Source organism: Arenimonas sp. (assembly GCF_047602345.1).
Taxonomy (GTDB): Bacteria; Pseudomonadota; Gammaproteobacteria; order Xanthomonadales; family Xanthomonadaceae; genus Arenimonas.
The window spans coordinates 221,573-243,862 of sequence record NZ_JASGHN010000006.1 but is presented as its reverse complement, the minus strand read 5'-3'; the positions used below and the strand labels follow the sequence as shown (position 1 = coordinate 243,862).

The window sequence follows — 22,290 nt, the reverse complement described above, 5'->3', positions numbered from 1 at the left end:
GCATGGTGCTGGCGCCGGTCCAGGAAGCCGGGTCAGATTCGTAGGGTGGGCCTTGGCCCACCGTGCGGTAAGGCGAATACGCGGGTGGGCTTAAGCCCACCTTACGGCCTAGCGCAGACCTTTGCGCTCGCGCTTGGCCGCGTACATCGCCGCGTCGGCGGCGTTGATCAGGGCTTCGCCGTCCAGCGAGCCGGATTCGGCGACGGCCACGCCGATGCTCGGGCCGGCATAGTCGATGCTGACGCCTTCGCCGAGGTGAAAACGCTTGCTGGTGGCCGCCAGCAGGCGATCGCACAGGGCCTCGGTGGCGTTGCGCAGGTCGCGCCGCGCCGCCGTGCCGAGCACGATGAACTCGTCGCCGCCCATGCGTGCGGCGAAATCGCCGCCGCGCATCGCGTCGGTCAGGGCTTCGCCGACGGCGACGAGGAAACGGTCGCCGACATCGTGGCCGTACTGGTCGTTGATGGTCTTGAAGTTGTCGAGATCGACGAAGGCGGCCAGCACGGCGTGGTCGTCGCGGCGCGCCTGTGCGAGGCGACGCGCCAGGTCCTTCATCAGGGCGCGGCGATTCGGCAGGCCGGTGACGGTGTCGAGCAGGGCCGTCGCGGCCAGCGCGTCGTTGGCCTGTTGCAGGGCGTGCATCAGGCGCTCGCGTTCGACCTGTTGCGCTATCAGCGCGGAGAACATTTCCAGCATGCGCCCCGCGCCGTCGGCCAGCGGCCTGCGTTCGCCGCTGGCGGCGCAGAGCGTGCCGTAGAGCTTGCCGCCTTCGATGCGGATCGGCGTGCTGGTGTAGGTGGCGATGCCGAGCTGAGCCGCGGCATCGGAGTCGCCCCAGCAGTCGGCCACGTCGTCGGTATAGAAGCGGCCTTCCTCGAGCGCGCGTTTGCACAGCGTGTCGCCCCAGGGCACGCTCAGGCCTTCCGGGATCTGCAACTCGTGGCTGTTGCGCGCGTACAGCACGTGCTGCACGCCGGCGGCTTCGTCGATGGCGGTGACGTAGGTGGACTCCAGGCCGGTCACCGTTTCCATCAGTTCGAGCAGCGGGCGGACCAAGGATTCGAGATCGCCGCCGGCGCGCACGGAATCGGCGAGCAGGCCGACGAACTGGCGCAGAGGGTTGTCGCCGGGCAGGACAGGCATGGGCGTCTCCATCGCACGCAGTGTGTGCGATGCGCGTGATGATGGCGTGGAGACAGACGGCTGGCTATCCGATGGTTCCGACACAGGTTCCTCCCCCTGGGGCCAAACATACTGCTGGTTAGCCGCGCTGTCATCCGGCTGGGGGCAGATTGGGCCTCGTAGGGGGCTCGGCCCACCGATGCGTTGGGTCGAGATCATGGTGGGCTAGAGCCCACCCTACCAGGGCGAGGTGACATTTGTAGGGTGGGTTCAAGCCCACCAACGCGTTTTTCCGGGGTGCGTAGGTCATGTTGGCCGACATGCAAGCCAGGTTTCCTGGGTCAATCTGGTGCTATGTCGAGCTACCAACGTCACTGGGTGCCAGGCGGAACGTATTTCTTCACGATCAACCTGCTTGATCGAAAGCAACAATTGTTGGTCGAGCACATCGACGATCTGGGGCAGGCGTTCCGGGCAACACGGCAGGCACGGCCGTTCGACCTGCTGGCGATCGTGGTGTTGCCGGACCACTTGCATTGCATGTGGCGCTTGCCGGAGGGTGATGCCGATATCGCCAATCGCTGGGCGCAGATAAAGGCGGGTTTCAGTCGGGTGTTGCCGCAGATGGAGCCTCGCTCCATGAGCCGCGCGTCAAAGCGGGAGCGCGGTGTCTGGCAACGTCGCTATTGGGAGCATGTGATTCGAGACGAACAGGACTTCCGGCGCCATCCGACTACATCCATTACAACCCGGTGAAACTTGGCCACGCGCATCGGCCTGCGGATTGGCCCCATTCAACATTTCGTCGATGGGTGGAGCAGGGTGTTTACACGCCGGATTGGGCCGTCAATCCGGAAACCTCGTAGGGTGGGCCCTGGCCCACCAACGGCTTGCGCGGATGAACGGTGGGCTTGAGCCCACCCTACGACGGCGCAATGGATTCGTAAGGTGGGCCTTGGCCCACCGCACAAGCAACAAGGAACAAGGAACGGTGGGCTTAAGCCCACCCTACGACCGGATCAGGTTTATCGCTGATCCAGTTCGTGGTGGATCAGCACCACGCATTGCGACGCGAACAGCATGGTCCGGCCGAGGCTGATCTTCTTCGTGCCCAGGCGCTCCAGCGTGTGGAACGTGTTCTTCGGCATCGGGATATGGTCGGTGAGCAGGAAACAGGGGCGCTCGCCGAAGGCCTGTTCGCGGATCGGCGCGCCCTTGCGGTCCATGACGAAGAGCTGGTGATCCTCCGCCAGTTCCTGCACCAGCTTCTCGAAGCTGACCGTGCGGACCGTCACGCCGGATTCGACCGATCGCGATTCTTCCTTGCCCATGCCCCTGGAGGCATCCAGAGCGCGCGCGACCTTGCCGAGCAGCGATTGCTCATCGAAGCCGCCGATATCGTGCATGGCATCGGCTTCGAAGCGAATCGTGCGGGAGAAATCCTGCGTGCTCTCCAGCACCAGGTACACCACGACATCCTGGCGATGCGACTGCGCCACGAAGATCGCGTTCATCAGCGTGTGCGCGAGGATTTCGGTATGCGCTTCGCCACCGACGCCGGCCAGCAATTTCTGGCTGTCGGTCGGCGCGGCGCGGGCTCTCAGGACGAAGGTTCGCATGTACCGTTATCTTTCCTCGTAGGGTGGGCTCAAGCCCACCATTCGGTTTCCGCATCGTGCGGTGGGCCAAGGCCCACCCTACGGTGCGTTGATCGCCAGCTGCGCCGCGAAGGCGCGCTGGTAGGCCGGCCGCGCTTCGCCGCGCGCCACATAGGCGGCCAGCGTCGGGAACTCGTCGAGCAGGCCCGATGATCGCGTTCGCAGCAGCACCGAGGCCATCATCAGATCGCCGGCGCTGAACTCGCCATCGAGCCATTCGGCATCGCCCAGGCGCGCGGCCAACGGGCGCAGCCGGTCGCGGATTCGTTCTTTCACCATCGGCACGCGTTCCGCCGCCCAGGGTTTGTCGCGCTCGAGGAAGGCGGCGGTAAACAGCTCGAGGATGGGTGGTTCGATGGTGTTCACGGCGGCGAACATCCAGGCGATCGCGCGGGCGCGCGCATCGGCATCGTCGGGCAGCAGGCCAGGATGGTTCTGCGCGAGGTGCAAGACAATCGCACCGGTTTCGAACAGCACCAGACCGCCTTCCTCATACGTCGGGATTTGGCCGAAGGGATGCCGCGACAGATGCGCCGGTTCCTTCAAGGCCTTGAACGAGACCAGCCGCACCTCGTAAGGCAGGCCGACTTCTTCCAGCGCCCAACGTACGCGCGTATCGCGCGCCAGACCCTTGCCGCCATCGGGCGATTTCTCGAACGCGGTGATCGTGATGGTCATGGCTGGGCCCGCACTTGCTGCAGCAACCAGGCCAGCAACTGCGCATCCGGTTCCGGATTGCCGTCGAACAGCCAGGTGTGGCCGCCGAGTTGTTCCAGCCACAATACCGGCTTGTCGCCGCTGTTGGCCGCCTGCAGGCGCGCCACGTACTTCGCGATCGTCGCGGACGAGCCGTAGTTGTAATCGTCGGGTGCGCTCTTCACCACCAAGACCGGCAGGGAAATCTTTTCCGGCAGCTGGTAGTAGGGCGAATTGCGCAGCAGCAGACGCACGCCTTCGGGCGTATGCGTGTCGCCGAACTCGCCGAGGTTGCGCGCCGAAGTGGGATCGAGCTTCGCGCCGCGCAGGTCGTCGGGTTGGCCGACGTTGTAAACGACGGCGCCGAATTGCTGGGGCGCCAGTGCCAGGGCCATGCCGGCCGGCTGCGCGCCATTGGACGTGCCGAGCAGGATGGTGCGCTGCGGCTTCGTATAGCCCCTGGCGACGAGACCGCGTGCCACGGAAAGCAGGTCCTGCGTGGCGCGCGATTTGTTCTCGCGCAAGGCGGCGCGATGCCAGGCTTCGCCCAGTTCGCCGTTGCCGCGTACATGCGCGTAAGCAAAGATCGCGCCCTGGCGCGCCCACAGGGCGATGAAGGGATTGAACTCCGGCGCCTGCACCTTGCCGAAGCTGCCGTAGGCTTCCAGCAGCAAGGGTGCGCTGCCATCCAGCGGAATTCCTCTCGGGCGGATCACCGACACCGGGATGTTCACGCCGTCGTCGGCCGGGATCAGCAACTGTTCGACGATCAGGTCGGTCGGCGCGACGAAGCGCCCACCCGGCGCGATGGCGCTCGGCTCGGCCTGCTTTGCGGCCGGTGCGACGCGATACCAACTTCCCGGGTCGATCCAGTTCGACAGCTCCACCCAGGGGCCATCCTTCCGTGCGCTCGCGGTGGCGAAGCGCGCCATGCCGGCCAAGGGCAGCGAGACAGGCGAAACATTCTTGCCATCCAGGTCGGCGCGATACAGACCGTCGCGCAGATCGCGCAGTTCGGTGAAATACAGTTGCTCGCCATCGAGCAGGAATTCGCGTAGCAAGCCTTCGCGTTCCGGTACGACGGTGATCCAGTCGGACGCCTGCGCGCCGAGATCGCGCGCGACGATGCGGCGGCGATCGGCGCCGATGCTCGTGAGGGCCAGAACGCGGTCGCCCTGCAACAGCGGCGAGCCGTAACCGTCTTCGGCGATGCGTTGCCACACCGGCTTGCCCGTAAGCGCATCGTCCAGTCGCGCGGCCCAGAGCTCTGCGCGCTCGGCCCGCGTCCTCGCCAGTCGCGCGACGATCCACGATGAGCCGGGTGCCATGACGATGGCCGACGGCAGATCGTCGTCTTCGGTGTGAATGACGGCATGCACGCCATGGCCGAACACGGCGACGTCTTCGCTGACTGGCGAGCCGAGGCGGTGCAAGACCTGTCGGCCGCGCGCGTAGCGCGCGCCGCTCGGACCGATCATCGCGCCTTCCGCGAGACGCGGATAGACGAAGCCGGAACTGTCGGGCAGCCAGGTCACCTGGTAGCGGCTGCCACTGGTCGTGGTGAGAAGGTCGGTGATGCGATCCGGCAACAGCTTGCCCGTGCTCAGTTCAACCACCGAAACCTGCGGTGCCACATCGCCACGGCCGGTCGTGGTGATCGCGGCGTAACGACCGTCCCACGAGGGCGTGACGCGGCGAATGCGGCCGCCGCGCCCGGCGGCTTCCAGCGCTTCGTGGTCGATGACCAGGCGTTCCTGCGTGGCACCGTCGTCGAGCGCGTACAGCGCCTGCCCCTGTTCCAACCAACGCGTGATCAGCACCGTGCCCATCGTCGGGCTGACCTGGCCAAGCGTCGGCAGCGATTGAAGGGCGTCGCTGATCGCTTCCGCCAGCGACGAAGTGTCGCCCGCCTGTTCGAGCAGCGACTTGGCGTATCGCTGCTGTGCGTCGAACCAGAGCTTGAACGCCTTGCCGTCGGTGGCTTCCATCCAGCGGTAGGGGTCGCGCGTTTCCACGCCATGCACCGTTTCGGTCACGACCTCGATGCGTGCGGGCGGAGGAGGAGCGATCGGCACCCGCACGGACGCCGCGACATCGGCCGCGAGCAGCAGCAGGGGCAGGGCAATGAAAAAACGGGTCATGGCTTAGGGCCTGGAGTCGCGGAAAGTAGCCCGGGTTGAACGCCGACGGCGTGATACCCGGGATTGTTCGTATTCCCCGGGTATCGGCCCTTGGCCTCAACCCGGGCTACGTTCTTACTTCGCCAGCTCGTAGAAATACTCCGCGTACGACAAGGCGGCGCCATCGAAGCCATCGAGATTCTTGTTCGCCGATTCGATCAGGAAGAATTCGTCCGGTGCATGCGCGCCGCCGCCAAAGCCCAGGCCGAAATGCCCGACGGGCAAGCTCAGCGGCGGATCGGAGAAGGCGAAACCGGGATAGGAACCGGCGTTGCGCGGCCACAGCAGGGGCTTGTTGCCATGCGCGCGCAGCAGGGCGAGTTGCGCCTGGATCAGGCCCGAATCGGAACGCGTTTGCGTCGGGTTGTAGCCGCCGCTGACGTTGACTTCGATATCGCCGTAGCCGTGCTTGGCCAGATGCGCTTTCAAGGCCGCGACGGCATCGTCGAATTTCATGCCCGGTACCAGGCGCATGTCGATCTTGGCGACCGCGCGATGCGGCAGGATGGTCTTGCCGCCCGGGCCGGTGTAGCCGCCGACGAGGCCTTCGATATTCACGGTGGGCTGGGAGATCAAGCGTTCCTGCGCCTGCTGGTAGGGCAGATCGTCGATCCAGTGCGCGACCCCCAGCTGCTTCTTGGACATCTCGTCGCTATCGGGTGCGATGGCGGCGGCGATCATCGCGCGGTGTTCGTCGCTGATCGGCGGCGCGACCGGGTAGTTGTCGATCGTGATGGTGTTGCCATCGTCGGAAACGAGCGTGCCCAACGCTTTCACCAGTCGCCAGGCCGGGCTGTCGACCATCGCCTTCAGCGAGGAATGCACGTCCTTGTTCGGGCCGCGTCCCCAGCGTTCGCCGCTGGCGACCAATTCCAGTTCGACGATGCCCTTGGCACCGAGGCTGACGGTGATGATGCCGTCCAGATCCTGCATGGCGCTGGGCATGAAGACGCCGATGGATTTCGACAGGGCCTCCTGCACCTTGGGCGCGCGCACGATCTGGGTGAAATGCGGCGAGCCGATCTCTTCCTCGCCTTCGGCGACCAGCACGAGATTCACCGGCAACTTCTTATTGGCGGCATGGAACGCGTGCAACGCGGCGAGGAAGGCCGCTTCAGGGCCCTTCTGGTTCACCGCGCCGCGACCCATCATCACCTTGCCGACGCCGGGCTTCTCGACAATGCGGCCTTCGAGGGGCGGCGAACTCCATTCGGCCGGGTCGTATTGCTTGACGTCGTACATGAAGTACACGCCGACGGTTTTCGGCGCACCGGCGTCGAGCGTGGCGAAGACGCCGGGCTTGCCGTCGGTGGGCATGATCTCGACATGCTGGAAGCCGGCATCGCGCAACAGCATCGCCATGTGTTCGGCGCCCTTGGGGTAGGCGAGGTTCTCGGCCGCGATCGAGGGCAGGGCGATCCAGTCCTTGAGGCGCTGCACGTTGGCATCGTGTTGCGCGGCGAGCTGCGTACGGAGCGCGGCGAGATCGGCCTCGGCAGCCTGCGTTGCGGACGCGAACGCGGCAAGGCCCAGCGAGCAGGCCAGCGCGATGGCGCGGCCGGACAACGAACGATGCGATGTCATTCCCCAACTCCCGGTGATGGCGTGGGCCATGGTAGCCCGGGTTGAGCGCCATCGGCGCGATACCCGGGATCCTGGCTGGGCTCCAGCGTGGCCGCCTGAGCAGGCTCCCGTCGCCGATACGGAGGCTCCATCGGCGATTCCGCCGCTTCGTCGCAACGCCATTGCCGGGGCGTAGGCGCAGGCGCCATGGTGCCTTGCCTGCTGCGCAATCTTTCGGAGCCTTGCATGACCCCGATCGCCTTGTTTTCGCCCGAACCGGCCCGCGGCTGGCTGCCCTGGGTCTGGCTCGCGCCGATCCTGTTGATCGTGTTCGTCGCGGCGCCGGTGATCGCACTGGACGGATGGATGCAGGCGCAGCACTGGTCGGATGCGCGTGGCTATCCGATCGGACTGGCCGGCTTGTACGCCTTGCTCTGGTTCACCTTCGCGCCGACCTTGCTGCTGGTCCTCGCCTGGACACGTTGGATCGAACGCCGACCGATCAGAAGCCTTGGCTTCGTCGCTCCGGCGCCCTTGAAGACATTCCTGCAGGGCGTGGCGATCGGCGTCGGCACGATCACGCTGGTCGTGTTCTCGATCTGGGCGGCGGGAGGACTCCGGGCTGAAGGCTGGGGTTCGGCCTGGCGCTCACCGGCGAGCCTGTTGCATATCGCCTTGCTGCTGCCGAGCTTCGCCCTGCAGTCGAGCGTGGAGGAAATCATTTTCCGCGGCTGGCTGTTGTCGACGGTGGCGCGCAAAGCGAGCGTCTGGCTGGCGGTGCTGCTGGTGTCCTTGGTGTTCACGTTCCTGCACTACAGCCCGCATCAGCCCTGGCTGATCACGATGAGTTCGTTCCTGTTCTCGCTGTTCGCCTGCGCCTGGGTGCTGCGCACCGGGAATATCTGGGGCGCGATGGGCTGGCACACCGGCTGGAACTGGTGGCTTGCGACCGGATTCGAGTTGCCCGTTACCGGCATCGATGCGCATCTGCCGGCCTTGCTGGTGGCGCTACGTCCGCAGGGCATGGACGCCCTGACCGGCGGTGCCGAAGGCCCGGAAGGCAGTTTCCTGTGCGTTGGGTTCTTTGTCGTCGGCATCGCATGGATCGCCTGGCGACGGAGGCGGGCGACGGTTTCTTCGTTGCAGGTCGAGCGTAGCCCGGGTTGAGCGCGTAGCCCGGGTTGAGCGCCGAAGGCGCGATACCCGGGAAGTTCAACGAGTACAACCAGAACGCAACGAATGAGCGATCGCCAACACACGCGGGTATGGGCCCATGGCCTCAACCCGGGCTGCGGATCACCGCACGGCCGCGCGCTTGGCGGCAGGCAAAGCCGTGCGCAGCGCCTCGTTGTATTTCGCACCGAGCACGGCGAAGCCGTCTTCGTTCGGATGGATCTCGTCGTACCAGAACGATTCGACCTGCGTACCGGGCACGTTGCGGAAATCGGCGAACGAGAACTGGGAGTAGCCGCGCTTGATCTGCGCCAACACGCCGGCGAAACCCTGGCCCAGCAGCAGGTCGGCGAAGGGTTTGGCCTCGGCCTTGTTTTTCAGTACGGATTTCATCGGACGCCACAACCAGGGACCCACATTGCCGATCAGCGGGCGCGCGAGACCGAGGTTCATGATGTCGGTCTTGCCTTTTTCGCCGATGCGCACGAGCGGTGCGTAGGTATGGCCGACGACCCTGATCTGCGGCGCCAGCTCGCTCATCGCATCGAGCAAGGTCTCGTAACAGTCGCGGATGCCGTCGAACACGCCGGCATCCACGACTTCCTGATAGGCATCGGCGGCGGACAGGCCGCTCATGTCGCCGAAGACCTTGGCCAGGCGTTTGTCGAGCGCGTCGTTGCCGCCGATGCTGACGCCCAGCAGGTCGAACTCGCGCGCCGTCAGACGCTCGGCGTAGTTGCGGCAATTCGCCCGCGTACACATGTCCTTGGCCTGGAAACCGGGTTTGCCCAGCCGCACCGAGATGCCTTCGATGCGCGCGAAGCTGTGCCAGTTCAGGTTGCGATACAGCGGCGTCGTGAACCAGGAGTCGCCCCAGTAGGCGATCGCCGGTCGCGTCTGCAGGTACTCGCGCCAGGCCGCGCGCTTGCGGCTGCTCGGCGTGCCGGTGGCATCGCGGACGTCGTCCCAGTTCGTATAGATGCGCTGCAGCGTCATGCGATTCTCCGGTGGGGGTGCGAGAGGATCGGGCGGTCGGGCTCAGGCGTTGCGGCCCGGCGGCTTCAGGTTGGTCTTCAGGGCCGGCAGGCTGGCGAGGAAGTCGCGCGCTTCCCGTCCGGCCATCGAGAGCTTCCTGTCTTTCCTGATCGTACAGACACCGAGTTGCGAGATCACGCGCATCGTGAACTTGGCGCTGAGGCTGAGCTTGCCGTTCTTGAGCTGGAAATCGGGCGGCGTGTAGGTGAACTGCTTGAGGACCGCGGTTTCGGTCGCGAAGTCGCACTCGCAATCGCCGCATTCGGGTTCGACCGTGCGGAAAGGCGAGGAGGTCGGAATGATGCCGAAACCCATCCACCACATGAAGGCAGTGAGCCACAGCTGGATGTAATCCTGGTGCGCATTGGGGTCGAGCGTGCCGGCATCGGGCTTGCCGGTGATGGGCTTGTAGACATAGTCCGGCGGTCCATCGATGGAAACGAATTCGTAGCGAATCCGGGTGCAAGGATTCGAGCAGCTCATGATGTTCTCCACGTCGTGGGTATTCGTTCGCAAAGGACCCGGGCCATCGCGTCATGTCGGAGCGACGGTTCGGGACCGCACGAAGGCGCGGAACATCCCTGTCCGGCGGGATCGGCCGGCATCATTGGCAACGCACAATTTCATCGCGTCCGGCCAGTGCGTCGTCGCGTTTTTCCATTGAGGCGGCGGGTTGTCAGCAAGGCTTACATGGGCGGGCGAAGCGGTTCGTGTTGCAACCGTTTCGCCATGCTCCGTATCTGTCGCCGGAGTCCTCCGATTGGAAGCCGGCATGCCGCTTCGTTCCTCTGCGCCCTCGATCGCGCGCGTTTGCGCATTCTCCCTGGCCCTGGCGGGCGCACTCATCGACTCCGCGTCGGCGAACGAACTGGCGAAGCCCATCTCGCAGGCGTTGGAGCAAGTGCAAGCCGTGCCTGGAGCGTTCCCGGCAGCGGCGGTGGTGATCGTGCAGGGAGAGGCGGAGCCCTGGATACAGGTGCGCGGCCACACGCGCGCCGACGGCGGCGAGCCGGCGGATGCCGACACGCGCTTCTATATCGCGTCGCAGACGAAATCCTTCATGGGTTTGTTGGCCGCCGTGCTCGACCGTCGCGGCGAACTTCCGCTGGACACCAGCTTGGCCGAGATTTGGCCCGGATTGCGATTGCCGGCGCCGGCCGATCCGCATCGCATCACGATGGCCGATCTGCTCTCGCACCAGGAAGGCCTGAGCACCGATACCCTGAATTTCCTGACCGCCTACGTGCGCGACGTGCCCGCCGCGGAATACCCGTCGCTGTTGGCGACCGAGGTGCAGGTGCGCTCACCAGGATTCCGCTACGCGAACATCGGCGACTTGATCTACGGCGCGGCGCTGGAAGCCCGAACGGGTCGGAGCTGGCGCGACTGGATGCAGGCATCGCTGCTTCAGCCGCTGGCGCTCGAAGGCGCGAGCCCGCGTTCGTCAATGATCGACCCGCGCAAGATCGCTTGGAACCATCAATGGAACGGCCGCGCCTGGCGCGCGTTCGCGCCCAAACCCGATGCGCTGATGCACGCCGCCGGCGGCATGCTGGCTTCGCCGAAGGCGATGGCGCGCTGGATGCAGTTGAATCTTGGCCTGGGCGCGCTGCCTGCCGACGTGACGGCCGACGATTTCCGCCGCTCCTTGCAGCCGATCGCGAAGGCCAAGCTGGCCGATGGCGAGATCGACTGCGATGGCTACAGCCTGGGTTGGTATCGCTGCGTCTACAAGGAGCAGGAAGCGTTCATGCATCCGGGGTCCTACGTGGGCGCCGTGTCGGTGACGGTACTCGTACCGTCGTCCAAGGCCGGCATGAGCTTGATGGTGGCCAGCGACAGTGCGATGGAAGGCCTGCAACTGGAACTGATGAAGGCCTTCATCGGGCTCGCCACCGGACAGACGGGCGAGGATGTACGACTGCGCCGGTTGGTCGCGGACTATCCCTCGCGGCTGGAGACGCGGATCAACAAGCGCCTGCAGGCGATCGCCGCCGCCCGCGCCGAAGCGGATTGGGGCGATTGGCGCTGGAACCCCGACGCGGCGCAACGCCAGGCCTGCACCGGCCGGTTCTCCGACGCCGTGTTCGGCACGATGGAACTGGGACAGGAAGGCAGCGCCTGGTTCGCGCGCATCGGCGAGATGCGGCTGGCGCTGGAACCGGCGCAGCCGGGCATGTTCGCCGCCACGGACGGCAGCTTCGATGAGCCCGAGCCGCTGCGCTGCGATGCGGCGACCGGCACCGTGCGTTGGCGCGGGCGCGACTTCCGCAAGCCGTGAGCCGTCGCGCCTTCGCGCCCTCGGCTCAGGGCCGCCCGAACTCCACTTCGCGCAGGCGCAGTTGGCCACCGTGTTCGGCCACGACCATCGCGACGGCTTCCTGGTTGTCGCTATCGATGTTGACGTAGATCCAGGCCACGCCGTCCTCGCCGATGTTCGGCATGTCGGTCTGCACGTCGAAGACATTGGCCGTGGTCGGGAACTCCTCGCCCTCGAACATCGACTCGAAGGATTCCTTCATGTCCGCGACACTCATGTCGCCGTCGGGGTGAAGCAGCTTGCGCGCGGCCTTGTAGTCGCGGTCGAGCAGCAGGTTGACGAAGGCGAGGGCGACCTGGGCGGCATCGTCGGCGGCGGCGCTTTCGCCTACCGGGGCAGCGGCGGGCTGGGCTGCGGATTTGCCCCCGGCCATCTTGTTCTTCATGTGGGCTTCCATCATCGCCAGGATTTCCGCGGTCGACTTGCCCTGCATGGCCTGCATCATGGCCGCTTCTTCTTCGCTGGGTTCGGCGTCTTCGTCGAAGTCGGACAGGCCTTCGCTCTCGTCGTAAGTGCCGGCTTTCTTTTCTTCGCAGCGCTGGATGCCGATGGACTCGATGCCTTCGCTGCCGGACGCGTCCACGGCGCGATAAGCCGCGATGGCTTCGTCCCATTCGCCCATGTTTTCCAGGATCATGGCGCGCGGCAGGCCGAAACCGGCGGCGGCGGGAAAGATCGACTCGGCGATCTCGTAATAGGAAACCGCTTCGCGCAGCTTGGCCTGGTTGAACACGCTGTGCTCGTCGTAGGGCACGGGCTGCCATTGCGCGCCCTTGACCTCGCCGGCTTCCTTCAGGCCGGCCGATTCGGCGCGGTTGGCCAGGGCCACGACGGCGGCGGCGGCCTTGTAGCGGATGTCTTCGTTCAAGCGATGTCTCCCCGGTGGTCGGCTCCGAGTGTAGACAGGTCCGCCTGTGTTCGCGAGAGGGACGGTATCGTCGCTAGAATCGCTGCAGGCGTCCGGACAGGCAGGCGCGATGGAAAAGAGCAAGAAGGTCTCCGCGAAGCCGAAGTTGCTCGCCGGCGACAACCCGCAGATTCCGAAAGGCGAGGGCGATGCGCCGGTGCAGGCCTGGCTCGCCGCGATACCTGGCTGGAAACGCGAGGTCGCACGGCGAGTGGATGCCTTGGCGGCGAAGGCCGTGCCGGATCTGCGCAAGGCGGTAAAGTACAACTCGCCGCTGTACGGCGCCGCCGGTCGCGACGACTGGTTCATGAGCCAGCATTGCTTCACGAACTACGTGAAAGTCGCGTTCTTCCACGGCGTGGCGCTCGACCCCTTGCCGCCGGGAACTTCGAAGCAGGAACGAGTGCGTTACCTCGATATCCGCGAGGGCGACATCATCGACGAAAAGACCTTCGTCGCCTGGGCGAGGCAGGCGAGTCGATTGTCCGGCGAAAGACTCTGAAACGAACCCTGGAATGGAGAAGCTCATGCGTTTCACGAAACGGTTGATCGGCCCGGCGTTGGCATTGCTGGTGATGTTGCCGGGAGCGACCCTGGCGGCGGGCTTGATGAAAGCGACGCCGGATCTCGATGCGACGATCGCGAAACAGATGGAAGAGGCCGCCATCGCCGGCCTTGGCGCGGCCATCCTGGTCGACGGCCGGATCGTCTGGGCCAAGGGCTATGGTTACGCCGACGTGGCCAAGCGTGCGCCGTTCACGCCGGACACGATCATGAACATCGGTTCGATCACGAAGACCGTTACCGGTGTCGCGCTGATGCGCCTGGTACAGGAAGGCAAGCTGTCGCTGGACGCCGACGTCAACACCTACCTGCCGTTCAAGCTCGTCAACCCGCACCAGCCGGGCGCCGTGATCACGCTGCGGCAACTGGCCACGCATACGTCGGGCATCACCGATCGCTGGGACGTCTACAAGGACACCTATCACTACGGCGGCGAGCCGGAACAAACCCTCGGCGATTTCCTTAAGGCGTATTTCCTGCCTGGCGGCAAGCACTACTCCGAGGAAAATTTCCTGGATAAGCGACCGGGTACGCATCGCGACTATTCGAACATCGGCGCGGCTCTGGCCGGCTACATCGTCGAGCTCAAGAGCGGCGAACCCTTGTCGGACTACACGCGGCGCAATATCTTCCTGCCGCTGGGCATGTCCAACACCGGCTGGACCCTGGCGGGCATCGACCGTTCGCGGCACAGCCAACTGTACGTATCGCAGAACGGCATGACGATACCGATCCCGCTGTACGGGCTCACCACCTATCCCGACGGCGCATTGCGTACGTCGGTCGCCGACCTGTCGCGGCTGTTCGCCGCCCTGTTGAACGATGGCGCCTACGAGGGCGCGCGCATACTCGACGAAGGCACGGCGCGCGAGATGCGGCGCTTCGAATACACCGAAGCGAACAAGCCGGACAATGTGAAGCTTGACGAAAAGAACACCGGCATCTTCTGGCAATCGAAGTACAACGTAACGCGCATGGGCCACGGCGGTTCGGACCCCGGCATCTCGACCGAGATGCTGGCCAGCCTGTCGCGCGATATCGGCGTCGTGCTATTCGTCAACACGTCGACCTCGGGCGAAGAAGCGCGTGCCAACGCCGCCATTTTCGCCGCGTTGTGGAAGCAGGCGGAGGAGATGAAGGCGACCAAGTGATGGGGACAGGCTGTGACGCTCTTCCCAAAGCCGCAAGTCCTGCTTGTGGAGCGTAGCTGCAAAAGCTAGCGTTCACCGACGCGGATGTCGGCGAGGGGCTTATGCAACGGGTGGAGTCGCGGTCGATCTGGTTGTTTCTGTGCTTGTTCGTGCTCGTGAGCGCGGTCTTCTATACCGTGCCGCTGGCGACCGGCAAGATCATGTCGGGCAATCGCCTGTACCTGACCGGCCTGATGTGGAGCCCGGGTATCGCGGCCATCCTCACCTGCTGGCTGCATCGGATACCGATGGAATTCCTCGGTTGGCGTTGGGGCGAATGGCGCTGGCAATGGCGGTCCTGGTTGCTACCTTTCGGTTATGCGGCCGTTGCCTACGGCATCGTCTGGCTGAGCGGGCTCGGCGCGTTCGGCAATCGCGAATTCGTCGATGCTTTGCCGCAAACGCTCGGCTGGTCGACCGGATCGTCGGCGGGCGATGTCCTCGTTTTCCTGGTGCTGACCGGGACGGTCGGCATGGTGCAGAGCATGTCGCGCGCGCTCGGCGAGGAGATCGGTTGGCGCGGCTTCCTGGCGCCGGCGTTGACCGGGCGCATCGGTTATACGAAAGCGTCCCTGATCGTGGGCCTGATCTGGGGCGCCTGGCATATCCCCGGCCTGGTCTTCGCCGATTACAACGGCGGCACGCCACCTTGGTTCGCGATCAGTTGTTTCATGACCATGGTCGTCGCCAGCAGCTTCATCATGAGCTGGTTCCGCTTGCGCTCCGGCAGCCTGTGGACCGCAGCGGTGATGCACGCGAGCCACAACCTATTCATCCAGGCCTTCTTCACCCCGATCACGGCGAGTACCGGCGAAATGACGCCGTATGCGATCGACGAATTCGGCTTCGTCCTGCCGCTGGTGATGGTGGCGTTGGCGTTCTGGTTCTGGCGTCGGCGCGACGAGGCCATGCGCGCCGCAAACTGACACGTGCCTGCTCAGGGCTTGGCGGGCGGCGCGGCCATCGGCATCGGCGGCGCCAGCAGCGCGGCTCTGTCTTCGTCGCGCAAGGGAAAGATGGCGCCCTTGGCTTCTGCGAAACGCTCGGGATAGCAGGGGGCCGGCGCGCCGCACATCAGCTGGGACGGATCGTCGTTGTGACGGATGCCGAGCGCATGGCCGATTTCGTGGGCGGCGATGTTCAGCGCCACGCCGGGCGCCTGCAGCGCGGGCTTGTCCAGTGCGCGCAGGCCGATGAACTTGCGGCCGTCCTTCATGCGCGCGGTGAACGAAACGAATGGCACGTCGGCCAGCGCGATGACGATATCGCCCTCGATGGCGAACATTTCCTGCGGCGCGCGACGCTTCTGCAGCCCGTGGTCGGCGCCGTTCTCGAGAAAGTAGCTGTCCGGGATCGGATTCGCTTGCACGCCGCTCACCCGCAGCTGGTCTTTCGAGCCGGCCGCCTTCAGGGTCTGGTTCCAGAACGCGACGGCTTCGTTCACTGCGGCGATGCGTGGGTCGTCGGCGCGGCCGAGCACGGTGACGCTATGTTCCTCGGCGTGCGCGGCCGTGAACGGAAGCGCGGACAACATCAGGACGAAAAGATGGCGGCGCATCGACGGGATTCCTATGGGTTCCCGTGTGTAGATGCGGGGCGGCGCGAAACGGTCGCAGGCCTGACGCGACGAGGGAATGTCGGTCGGCCCCATCGCGCCTACCCGTTGCGATGGAAGTACACCTGCTCGGCCGCCCAGCGCAGTGGCGATGTGTGTAGCAGCAAGTCGAAAGGCCAATCCATCTGGAAGTGGTCGAACGCCCAGCGCAATGCGCGCTTGACGCGGAAACTCGGCGCAGTTTGCAGCGCCACTTGCTCCGGTGGCGGACCGTCGTCGCGCAAGCGCGCGGCCACGGCGCGACCGACCGCCCAGCCATGGTCCCAGGCCGAATGGATGCCGCCGGCCGTGACCGGCGAGACGATGCCTGCGGCATCCCCGACGAGAATGGCGCGATCGCGGGCGATGTTCGCGACCGGTCCGCCGCAGGGAATCAGGCCGGCGCGCACCTGTCCCGGCTTGAGATAACGCGGCAGGCCGCCGGCCACGCCTGCGTGCAGCAGGAAGGCGTCGATGTCGGGCGCTCGCGCGTTCGTAGGATCGTGTCGCAGCGCGAGACCAGCCTGGATGCCGGTCGGATTCTGCGCCAGCCAGCCGATATAGCCGGGGGCGAAGCGTTTGCCGACGAAACAGTGCAGGGCATCCGGATGCGCCAATTGCGCACCGGGGAACTCGTATTCGATGCCGTAGAGGAAGTCGCGAACCTCGCCCAGCGCGCAGCGTTTCGCCACGCGCGAGCGGGCGCCATCGGCGCCGATCAGATAGCGCGTGCGCCCGACGCCCGGCAGTTGCCAGCCATCAACGATACGTTCGCCGTCGGAAAATGCGCTGCCCAGGCGAAGATCGACGCCATGCGCGCGCAGCTGCTGTGCCAGCCAGCGCATCAGGCCAGGTGTGTCGGTCGTCAGAAAGTAATAGCCGGGAGACGATAGGTTCAGGTGTTCGAGGCTGGGTGCATACAAGCGCACGCCTTCGATGCGACGGACGAGTGACGCCGGCGCCTGGCCGAGCATCGTGCGCTCGGCCGCTTCCTTGACGATAATGCCGGTGGTGCGCAGTTTCTCGCCGGGGTCGCGCTTGCGTTCGAGCACGCAGACGCGCAGGCCGCGTTGCGCCGCGGCCAGGGCGCAGGCGGCGCCGGCGAAACTGGCGCCGACGACCACCAGGTCGAAGTCGAAAGACGTGCCTTCGTTGTGCATGGGGCGTCGCGTGGGGAGACGCATGCACGATGCCGTTGCTGCGCGCGCTGGCGATGGAGGCAGGGTGAAGCGGGAGTGAAGCAGTTCATACCGGCGGGCGCCCGGTTAGGGATACTATCCATGCGGATCGCTCGCCGGACGCCCCCGAATCCGCCAGGTCGCTGTGAACGCCGAACTTCCCTACGCCGGATATCGACTTTTCGCCAGAAGCGACGGCGAAGGCCCGGCCCTGCTGCTGATCCACGGCTTCCCTACGTCCAGTCGCGACTGGGATCCGCTATGGCCGGTGCTGTCGCGGCGCTGGAGCCTGCATGCGATCGACATGCTCGGCTTCGGTCTGTCGGACAAGCCTTCCGACTTCGCATACTCGGTGTCGGCCTCGGCCGATCAATGGGAGGCCTTATGCTCCGCCCGCGGCCTGGGCAGCGTGCATGTGCTGGCGCACGATTACGGCGACACGGTGGCGCAGGAGCTGCTTGCACGGCAGATCGATGGTCGGCTGCCGTTCGCGATCCGCTCGATCGCCTTCCTCAACGGCGGCCTGTTCGCCGAAGCGACGCATCCGCTGCGGGTGCAGCGGTGGTTGCTGGGCCCCTTCGGGCCATGGATCGCGCGACTGTCGAGCGAACGCACGTTCGTTTCGGGAATGCGGCGCATCTGTGCGCGCGTACCGGATACGGCCGAATTGCACGAGCACTGGCAGTTGCTGGTCCGTGCCGGCGGGCGACGCGTGCTGCCGAAGCTGATCCGCTACATCCGCGAGCGTAGCGAGCAGCGCGAACGTTGGGTCGGCGCCCTGCAGCGGGCCGGCATCCCGATCTGCCTGATCGACGGGGTGGAGGACCCGGTCTCGGGTGCCGATACGGTGCGGCGCTGGCGCGAACTGCTGCCGCAGGCGCCCGCGCACGAACTGACTGGCGTCGGCCATTACCCGCAATGGGAAGCGCCGGGCGCCGTTCTGGCTGCGTTTGAGGCCTTCCACCGGGGCGTGACTGTCTGACCGGTCGCGGCGGTCGCCTTGGCGGCGTTTTATACTGGACGCTCACTCCCGCTCGGGTATTTCGCAATGATCGGCACTTCCCTGATCCTGGCCGCGGTCGGCCTTCTCTTCGTCCTTTTCTGCCTCTGGATGCTGACCTGGGTCCTGGGCCTGCGACGCGTGGTGCCGGTGAACGAGGTGCACATCGTCCAGACCCGTAACAGCACCATCTCGTACGGAAAGGGCTTCGACAGCAATACCTACTACGAATGGCCGTCGCGCTTGCCGCTGATCGGTTTGCAGAAGGTGACGCTGCCGGTGTCGAACTTCTCGATCGACCTGCCGGATTACGCCGCCTACGACAAGGAGCGCGTGCCCTTCCTGGTGCACGTGATGGCCTTCTTCCGCATCAACGACTCGAACACGGCGGCGCAACGCGTGGCCTCGTTCGACGAACTGAAGACGCAGCTGACCGCGATCGTCCAGGGTTCGGTGCGCACGGTGCTGGCCGGGCACGAGATCGACCAGATCATGCTGGACCGCAGCCGTTTCGGCGAAGCCTTCACCAAGGAAGTGCAGCCGCAGCTCGGCGGTTGGGGCGTCGAAGCGATCAAGAACATCGAGCTGATGGATATCCGCGACGCTAAGGAAAGCGATGTCATCCAGAACATCATGGCCAAGCGCACGTCCGGCATCGAACGCGAATCGCGCCTGGTCGTCGCCGACAACCATCGCCAGGCCGAAATGGCCGAAATCGCCGCCAAGCGCGAAGTCGAGTTGTCCAAGCAACAGGCGATGGAGCAGGTGGGCCTGCGCACCGCCGAGAAGGACAAGAACGTCGGCGTCGCCAACGAGCAGGCGTCGCAGCAGGTGAAGGTGGAACAACGCGAAACCGCCGCGAAGGAAATGGACGTCGTGCAGGTGAAGAACGTGCGCGGCGCCGAGATCGACCGCCAGGTGGCGGTGATCGCCGCGGGCAAGGCGAAAGAGGTTTCCATCGTCGAAGCCGAAGCCGGCAAGCAGGTCGCCATCGTCGAAGCCGAAGGCGGCAAGACGCAGGCCGTGCTGGTCGCCGAAGGCAAGCTGGAAGCGGCCAAGCGCAATGCCGAAGGCATCGCGGTGGAAGGCGCGGCCAAGGGCACGGCGGAAACGGCGATCCTGATGGCGCCGGTCGATGCGCAGATCAAGCTGGCCGAGAAGATCGGCAGCGACAAGGGCTACCAGGAGTACCTGCTGGGCGTGCGCAACATCGAAGCGATCCAGGCCGTCGGCGTGGCGCAGGCCGATGCGCTGAAGGGCGCGGACGTGAAGGTCATTTCCAATGCCGGCACGCCGTCGAAGGGCCTGTCCGGCGTGATGGACCTGTTCTCGGCCGGCGGCGGCACCGCGGTGGCCAGCATGTTGGAGGCCCTGTCGCAGTCCGAGGAAGGCAAGAAGCTGCTGGAGAAATTCTCGGGCAAGGCAGACGAAAACAGGAAATAGGACGACGACGTCGGTTGCTGATCGGTTCCAGAAGCGGTCGGTGTGCGCAAGCGTGGCTAACGCATGGAAATGGCGCGCCTGATCGCCCAATATCGTCCACGTTCGATTGGATCCGGATTGCGCCATGCAAGAGCACGATTTTCGTGGCGACGAGTTGCATTTCCGCAATCGGCGCCGTAGTCATGCGCGGCGCACCTCCTGGCCCCTCTTGGTGGTGCTCCTCTTTGCGGGAACCGTGTTCTTGGCTTCCGTCGCCGTCTATTTCGTCAATGGTCGGGCATCGAGTTACGAGCGCGTAGCCGGTTCAGCAAAGCCACGTACTGGCTTGCGCGAGCCTATTCGCTTGCCGGTGGATCAGGCGGAGCAGGATGACCGGGCGTCGTCAGTATCAGCCTCTGATGGTGATGGCCCGAGCCTCTACAAGTGCAAGGGACCGAAGGGGGAATCGACCTATACGAGTTCGCCATGTCCTTCGACGCAAGAAACCGTATGGGTTCGTTCAGTGCAGCCGGACAATCGAGTGGTTCCACCATCGACAGTGCCAGCGCGCAATTCGGTGCAGCAGCAACAGACTCAGATTGCCTATTCGGCGCCTGATCCGCCTTCGGACCGGGATAGTCAGCGCATGCGATGCGCAAACGCCAAACAATACGAAGCCGATGTCCGCCGTCGCCGCGGCTTGAAGATCACCTTCGACGAACTCAGGCAGTTGTCAGACATGGTTTACGAGGCTTGCAAGGGGCTGTAAGCGGCGTTCACCCCTTATCTGCGATATGGTTCTACGACGCCCCGGTACCGGAGCCCCACATGCGCGGCCTCGATTTCAGTTCTTGGCAGACCCTGTTGTCGACCTTGCTCGGCATCGCGCTGATCACGCTGATCGGCGTGGGCCTTCGCCTGCTGGTCATGCAGGGCGTTCAGCAGCGGCGCGAGCGCGAGAACCGGCAGATCAACGAGCGCCTGCGCACGCTGATCGCGGCTTACAAGACCCTGGGCGGTTCGTTCACCGGCGATCTGTCGGTGGATCCGACGCATTTGCGCGACCTGCGCCGTCGCTTTCAGGCCAATACGTCGATGGAAGACGCAGACGGCGACGAGGAAGCGGGCGGTACGAGTTCCGATCGTTCGCGTCGCATTCGCGATGCTGTCGAAGCGGCGCTGTCCGACATCCTGCTGCTCGGCACCGACGATCAGGCGCGCCTGGCCGCGCGCGCGGCCGCCGAGCTGGCGGCGGGTCGGCCGGTGCATACGGACGAGTTGGTGATCTCCCTGCGCGATTTCATCCGGCGCGTACTCGATCTCGATCCGATTCCTGCCGACTTGTCGATTCCGAAGCAGGGGCCGGCGCGCCCAGGCGCCGGTGCCGGCGGCAAGGGCAAGAACGAAGGCGGCGAAGGACGCGGTGGCCGAGGTGGCGGCGGTGGAGCAGGGGGCGGCGGCATGGGCATGGCCGCAGGCGCCGGACTCGGGCTGGGCGGCGTGATCGCCGGCGACGAGCGCAACGATGAGACGCGCTGAACTCTAGTCCGCCGGTTTGCCTTGCTTCATTCGGCAGGCGAAGTAGAGGATCACGACCGCGATTGCCCAGACGAGATACAGGCAGCCCAGCGACCAGGCATAACCCTCCGGCGCCGGCGGGTTGCCCATCGGATGGTTCGCGAACAGCCAGGGATCGACGTGGCCGCCGCGAAGCCAGGACACGCCCAGCGCCAGTGCATGCACCAAGGGGATGTGCAGCAGATAGAAGAACAGCGGCTCTCGTCCGAACAAGACCAGGGCGTTCGAGACGAAGCCGTGCAGTCGATCCACGGTCGGCAACAGCAACAGCGCGGGCCCGATCGTCATCAACAGGAAGTCGAGCGAAGCCGGGTACTTCGTAGTCGCCAGGAAGGACAGCCAGGCGGGCAGGCCGCCATCGTTCGACCACGGATTCGGATCGCCGTAAAGATTGCTGCCGCGCAGAAGCAGGAACAGAACGATCGCCGCGGCACCTGCCGCATGGCAGAAGCGGTCGCGGCGCTCGCTCGGCCAGGCCAGCACCTGCGCGAAGCCATAGCCCAGGGCCATCACGCCGATCCAGGGCACCAGCGAATACAGCACGTTCAGCTGCAGCGCGCCGATCATGATCGGCCCCTGATTCGGGCCGATATAGAGCAGTTTCCACAGCGGGGCCGACGTTCCCGCCATCAGCCCTTCCATCGCGCCCGGTAGCCAGAAGTCGAGCAGGTTGTGGCCGAAGACGACAACCAGGCCGATACCGAGCACGGCGCGCTCGCCGAAGCGCACGAGTGCGGCCATCAGCAACATGCACAGGCCGATGACCCAGATGACACCCGCCAGCGCGTAATGGGCGAAGTCGAGATTGAAGGTCCAGCACAGTCGGATCAGGCTGAACTCGAGCACGATCAGCATCAGGCCGCGCGTCAGCAGGTAGTACGAGGTATCGCTACGGGTCTGGCCGCGCAGCCAGATCGACGTGCCGGCCAGGAAGACGAACAAGGGTGCGCAATAGTGCGTGATCCAGCGTGTGAAGAACACGGACGGCTCGGCACTCCAGGCCGGCACGCCGGCGAACACCCGGACATGGTCGATCACCATCAGCACCATCACCAGGCCTCGCAGCCAGTCGACGGCACGCAGGCGTTGATTCTTGGGGAGGCTCATGTC

The 22,290-nt window shown here is 65.3% G+C and carries 21 protein-coding genes; 10 read left to right on the top strand and 11 right to left on the bottom strand.

What is annotated here, in order from left to right; genetic code table 11:
• Positions 1-108: 108 nt before the first annotated feature.
• The gene (locus QM707_RS05640; protein WP_415000883.1) at positions 109-1,143 is read right to left on the bottom strand and encodes a diguanylate cyclase domain-containing protein; all 1,035 of its coding nucleotides are present in this window, start codon (positions 1,141-1,143) and stop codon (positions 109-111) included.
• Between the two features lie 333 nt (positions 1,144-1,476).
• Here QM707_RS05640 and QM707_RS05635 point away from each other — a divergent pair, with 333 nt between their 5' ends.
• Positions 1,477-1,878 carry an REP-associated tyrosine transposase gene (locus tag QM707_RS05635; RefSeq protein ID WP_415000882.1) on the top strand — a complete coding sequence of 134 codons (402 nt, stop codon included), beginning with the start codon at positions 1,477-1,479 and terminating at the stop codon, positions 1,876-1,878.
• Positions 1,879-2,147: 269 nt separating this feature from the next.
• Here QM707_RS05635 and trmY read toward each other — a convergent pair whose 3' ends face one another.
• The 4 genes from trmY to QM707_RS05615 all read right to left on the bottom strand — a co-directional run bounded on the left by trmY (position 2,148) and on the right by QM707_RS05615 (position 7,240).
• Complete coding sequence (gene trmY, locus QM707_RS05630) at positions 2,148-2,741, bottom strand: tRNA (pseudouridine(54)-N(1))-methyltransferase TrmY (protein ID WP_415000881.1); 594 nt, start codon at positions 2,739-2,741, stop codon at positions 2,148-2,150.
• A gap of 78 nt (positions 2,742-2,819) precedes the next feature.
• Positions 2,820-3,458 carry a glutathione S-transferase family protein gene (locus QM707_RS05625; RefSeq protein ID WP_415000880.1) on the bottom strand — a complete coding sequence of 213 codons (639 nt, stop codon included), beginning with the start codon at positions 3,456-3,458 and terminating at the stop codon, positions 2,820-2,822.
• The gene (locus QM707_RS05620; RefSeq protein ID WP_415000879.1) at positions 3,455-5,617 is read right to left on the bottom strand and encodes a prolyl oligopeptidase family serine peptidase; all 2,163 of its coding nucleotides are present in this window, start codon (positions 5,615-5,617) and stop codon (positions 3,455-3,457) included. The genes QM707_RS05625 and QM707_RS05620 overlap by 4 nt, the downstream gene beginning before the upstream one ends.
• Before the next feature lie 114 nt (positions 5,618-5,731).
• Positions 5,732-7,240 (bottom strand): M20/M25/M40 family metallo-hydrolase, encoded by a 1,509-nt coding sequence (locus tag QM707_RS05615; protein WP_415000878.1) that lies wholly within the window; start codon positions 7,238-7,240, stop codon positions 5,732-5,734.
• 225 nt (positions 7,241-7,465) lie between these two features.
• Between QM707_RS05615 and QM707_RS05610 the strand changes: the two genes are divergently transcribed.
• Positions 7,466-8,386 carry a lysostaphin resistance A-like protein gene (locus QM707_RS05610; RefSeq protein ID WP_415000877.1) on the top strand — a complete coding sequence of 307 codons (921 nt, stop codon included), beginning with the start codon at positions 7,466-7,468 and terminating at the stop codon, positions 8,384-8,386.
• Positions 8,387-8,515: 129 nt separating this feature from the next.
• Here the strand turns inward: QM707_RS05610 and QM707_RS05605 are convergent, their stop codons facing one another.
• Both QM707_RS05605 and QM707_RS05600 read right to left on the bottom strand, forming a co-directional pair.
• Complete coding sequence (locus QM707_RS05605) at positions 8,516-9,388, bottom strand: hypothetical protein (protein ID WP_415000876.1); 873 nt, start codon at positions 9,386-9,388, stop codon at positions 8,516-8,518.
• A gap of 42 nt (positions 9,389-9,430) precedes the next feature.
• A complete protein-coding gene (locus tag QM707_RS05600; RefSeq protein ID WP_415000875.1) occupies positions 9,431-9,910 on the bottom strand; it encodes a hypothetical protein in 480 nt (159 codons plus the stop codon).
• A 289-nt stretch (positions 9,911-10,199) separates the two neighbouring features.
• Between QM707_RS05600 and QM707_RS05595 the strand changes: the two genes are divergently transcribed.
• The gene (locus tag QM707_RS05595) at positions 10,200-11,708 is read left to right on the top strand and encodes a serine hydrolase domain-containing protein (RefSeq protein ID WP_415000874.1); all 1,509 of its coding nucleotides are present in this window, start codon (positions 10,200-10,202) and stop codon (positions 11,706-11,708) included.
• Positions 11,709-11,733: 25 nt separating this feature from the next.
• Here the strand turns inward: QM707_RS05595 and QM707_RS05590 are convergent, their stop codons facing one another.
• A complete protein-coding gene (locus tag QM707_RS05590; RefSeq protein ID WP_415000873.1) occupies positions 11,734-12,615 on the bottom strand; it encodes a hypothetical protein in 882 nt (293 codons plus the stop codon).
• A gap of 109 nt (positions 12,616-12,724) precedes the next feature.
• Here QM707_RS05590 and QM707_RS05585 point away from each other — a divergent pair, with 109 nt between their 5' ends.
• The 3 genes from QM707_RS05585 (at position 12,725) to QM707_RS05575 (ending at position 15,334) form a co-directional block, all read left to right on the top strand.
• Positions 12,725-13,156, top strand: a complete 432-nt coding sequence (locus QM707_RS05585) for a DUF1801 domain-containing protein (protein ID WP_415000872.1) — start codon at positions 12,725-12,727, stop codon at positions 13,154-13,156.
• A 25-nt stretch (positions 13,157-13,181) separates the two neighbouring features.
• A complete protein-coding gene (locus QM707_RS05580) occupies positions 13,182-14,369 on the top strand; it encodes a serine hydrolase domain-containing protein (protein WP_415000871.1) in 1,188 nt (395 codons plus the stop codon).
• Positions 14,370-14,524: 155 nt separating this feature from the next.
• Positions 14,525-15,334 (top strand): lysostaphin resistance A-like protein, encoded by an 810-nt coding sequence (locus QM707_RS05575; RefSeq protein ID WP_415000870.1) that lies wholly within the window; start codon positions 14,525-14,527, stop codon positions 15,332-15,334.
• 11 nt (positions 15,335-15,345) lie between these two features.
• Here QM707_RS05575 and QM707_RS05570 read toward each other — a convergent pair whose 3' ends face one another.
• Positions 15,346-15,966 (bottom strand): matrixin family metalloprotease, encoded by a 621-nt coding sequence (locus tag QM707_RS05570; protein ID WP_415000869.1) that lies wholly within the window; start codon positions 15,964-15,966, stop codon positions 15,346-15,348.
• 98 nt (positions 15,967-16,064) lie between these two features.
• Positions 16,065-17,186 carry an NAD(P)/FAD-dependent oxidoreductase gene (locus QM707_RS05565; protein WP_415000868.1) on the bottom strand — a complete coding sequence of 374 codons (1,122 nt, stop codon included), beginning with the start codon at positions 17,184-17,186 and terminating at the stop codon, positions 16,065-16,067.
• Positions 17,187-17,325: 139 nt separating this feature from the next.
• Between QM707_RS05565 and QM707_RS05560 the strand changes: the two genes are divergently transcribed.
• From QM707_RS05560 to QM707_RS05545, 4 genes are all read left to right on the top strand, one after another.
• Positions 17,326-18,162 (top strand): alpha/beta fold hydrolase, encoded by an 837-nt coding sequence (locus QM707_RS05560; protein WP_415000867.1) that lies wholly within the window; start codon positions 17,326-17,328, stop codon positions 18,160-18,162.
• A gap of 66 nt (positions 18,163-18,228) precedes the next feature.
• A complete protein-coding gene (locus QM707_RS05555; RefSeq protein WP_415000866.1) occupies positions 18,229-19,623 on the top strand; it encodes an SPFH domain-containing protein in 1,395 nt (464 codons plus the stop codon).
• A gap of 124 nt (positions 19,624-19,747) precedes the next feature.
• Positions 19,748-20,371, top strand: coding sequence for a hypothetical protein (locus QM707_RS05550; RefSeq protein ID WP_415000865.1), 624 nt, complete (start codon positions 19,748-19,750; stop codon positions 20,369-20,371).
• A gap of 59 nt (positions 20,372-20,430) precedes the next feature.
• Positions 20,431-21,141, top strand: coding sequence for a hypothetical protein (locus tag QM707_RS05545; RefSeq protein ID WP_415000864.1), 711 nt, complete (start codon positions 20,431-20,433; stop codon positions 21,139-21,141).
• Between the two features lie 3 nt (positions 21,142-21,144).
• On the opposite strand, the gene QM707_RS05540 is transcribed toward QM707_RS05545, so the two are convergent.
• On the bottom strand, positions 21,145-22,287 hold the full coding sequence (locus QM707_RS05540) for a DUF1624 domain-containing protein (protein WP_415000863.1): 1,143 nt from the start codon (positions 22,285-22,287) through the stop codon (positions 21,145-21,147).
• Between the last annotated feature and the right edge of the window lie 3 nt (positions 22,288-22,290).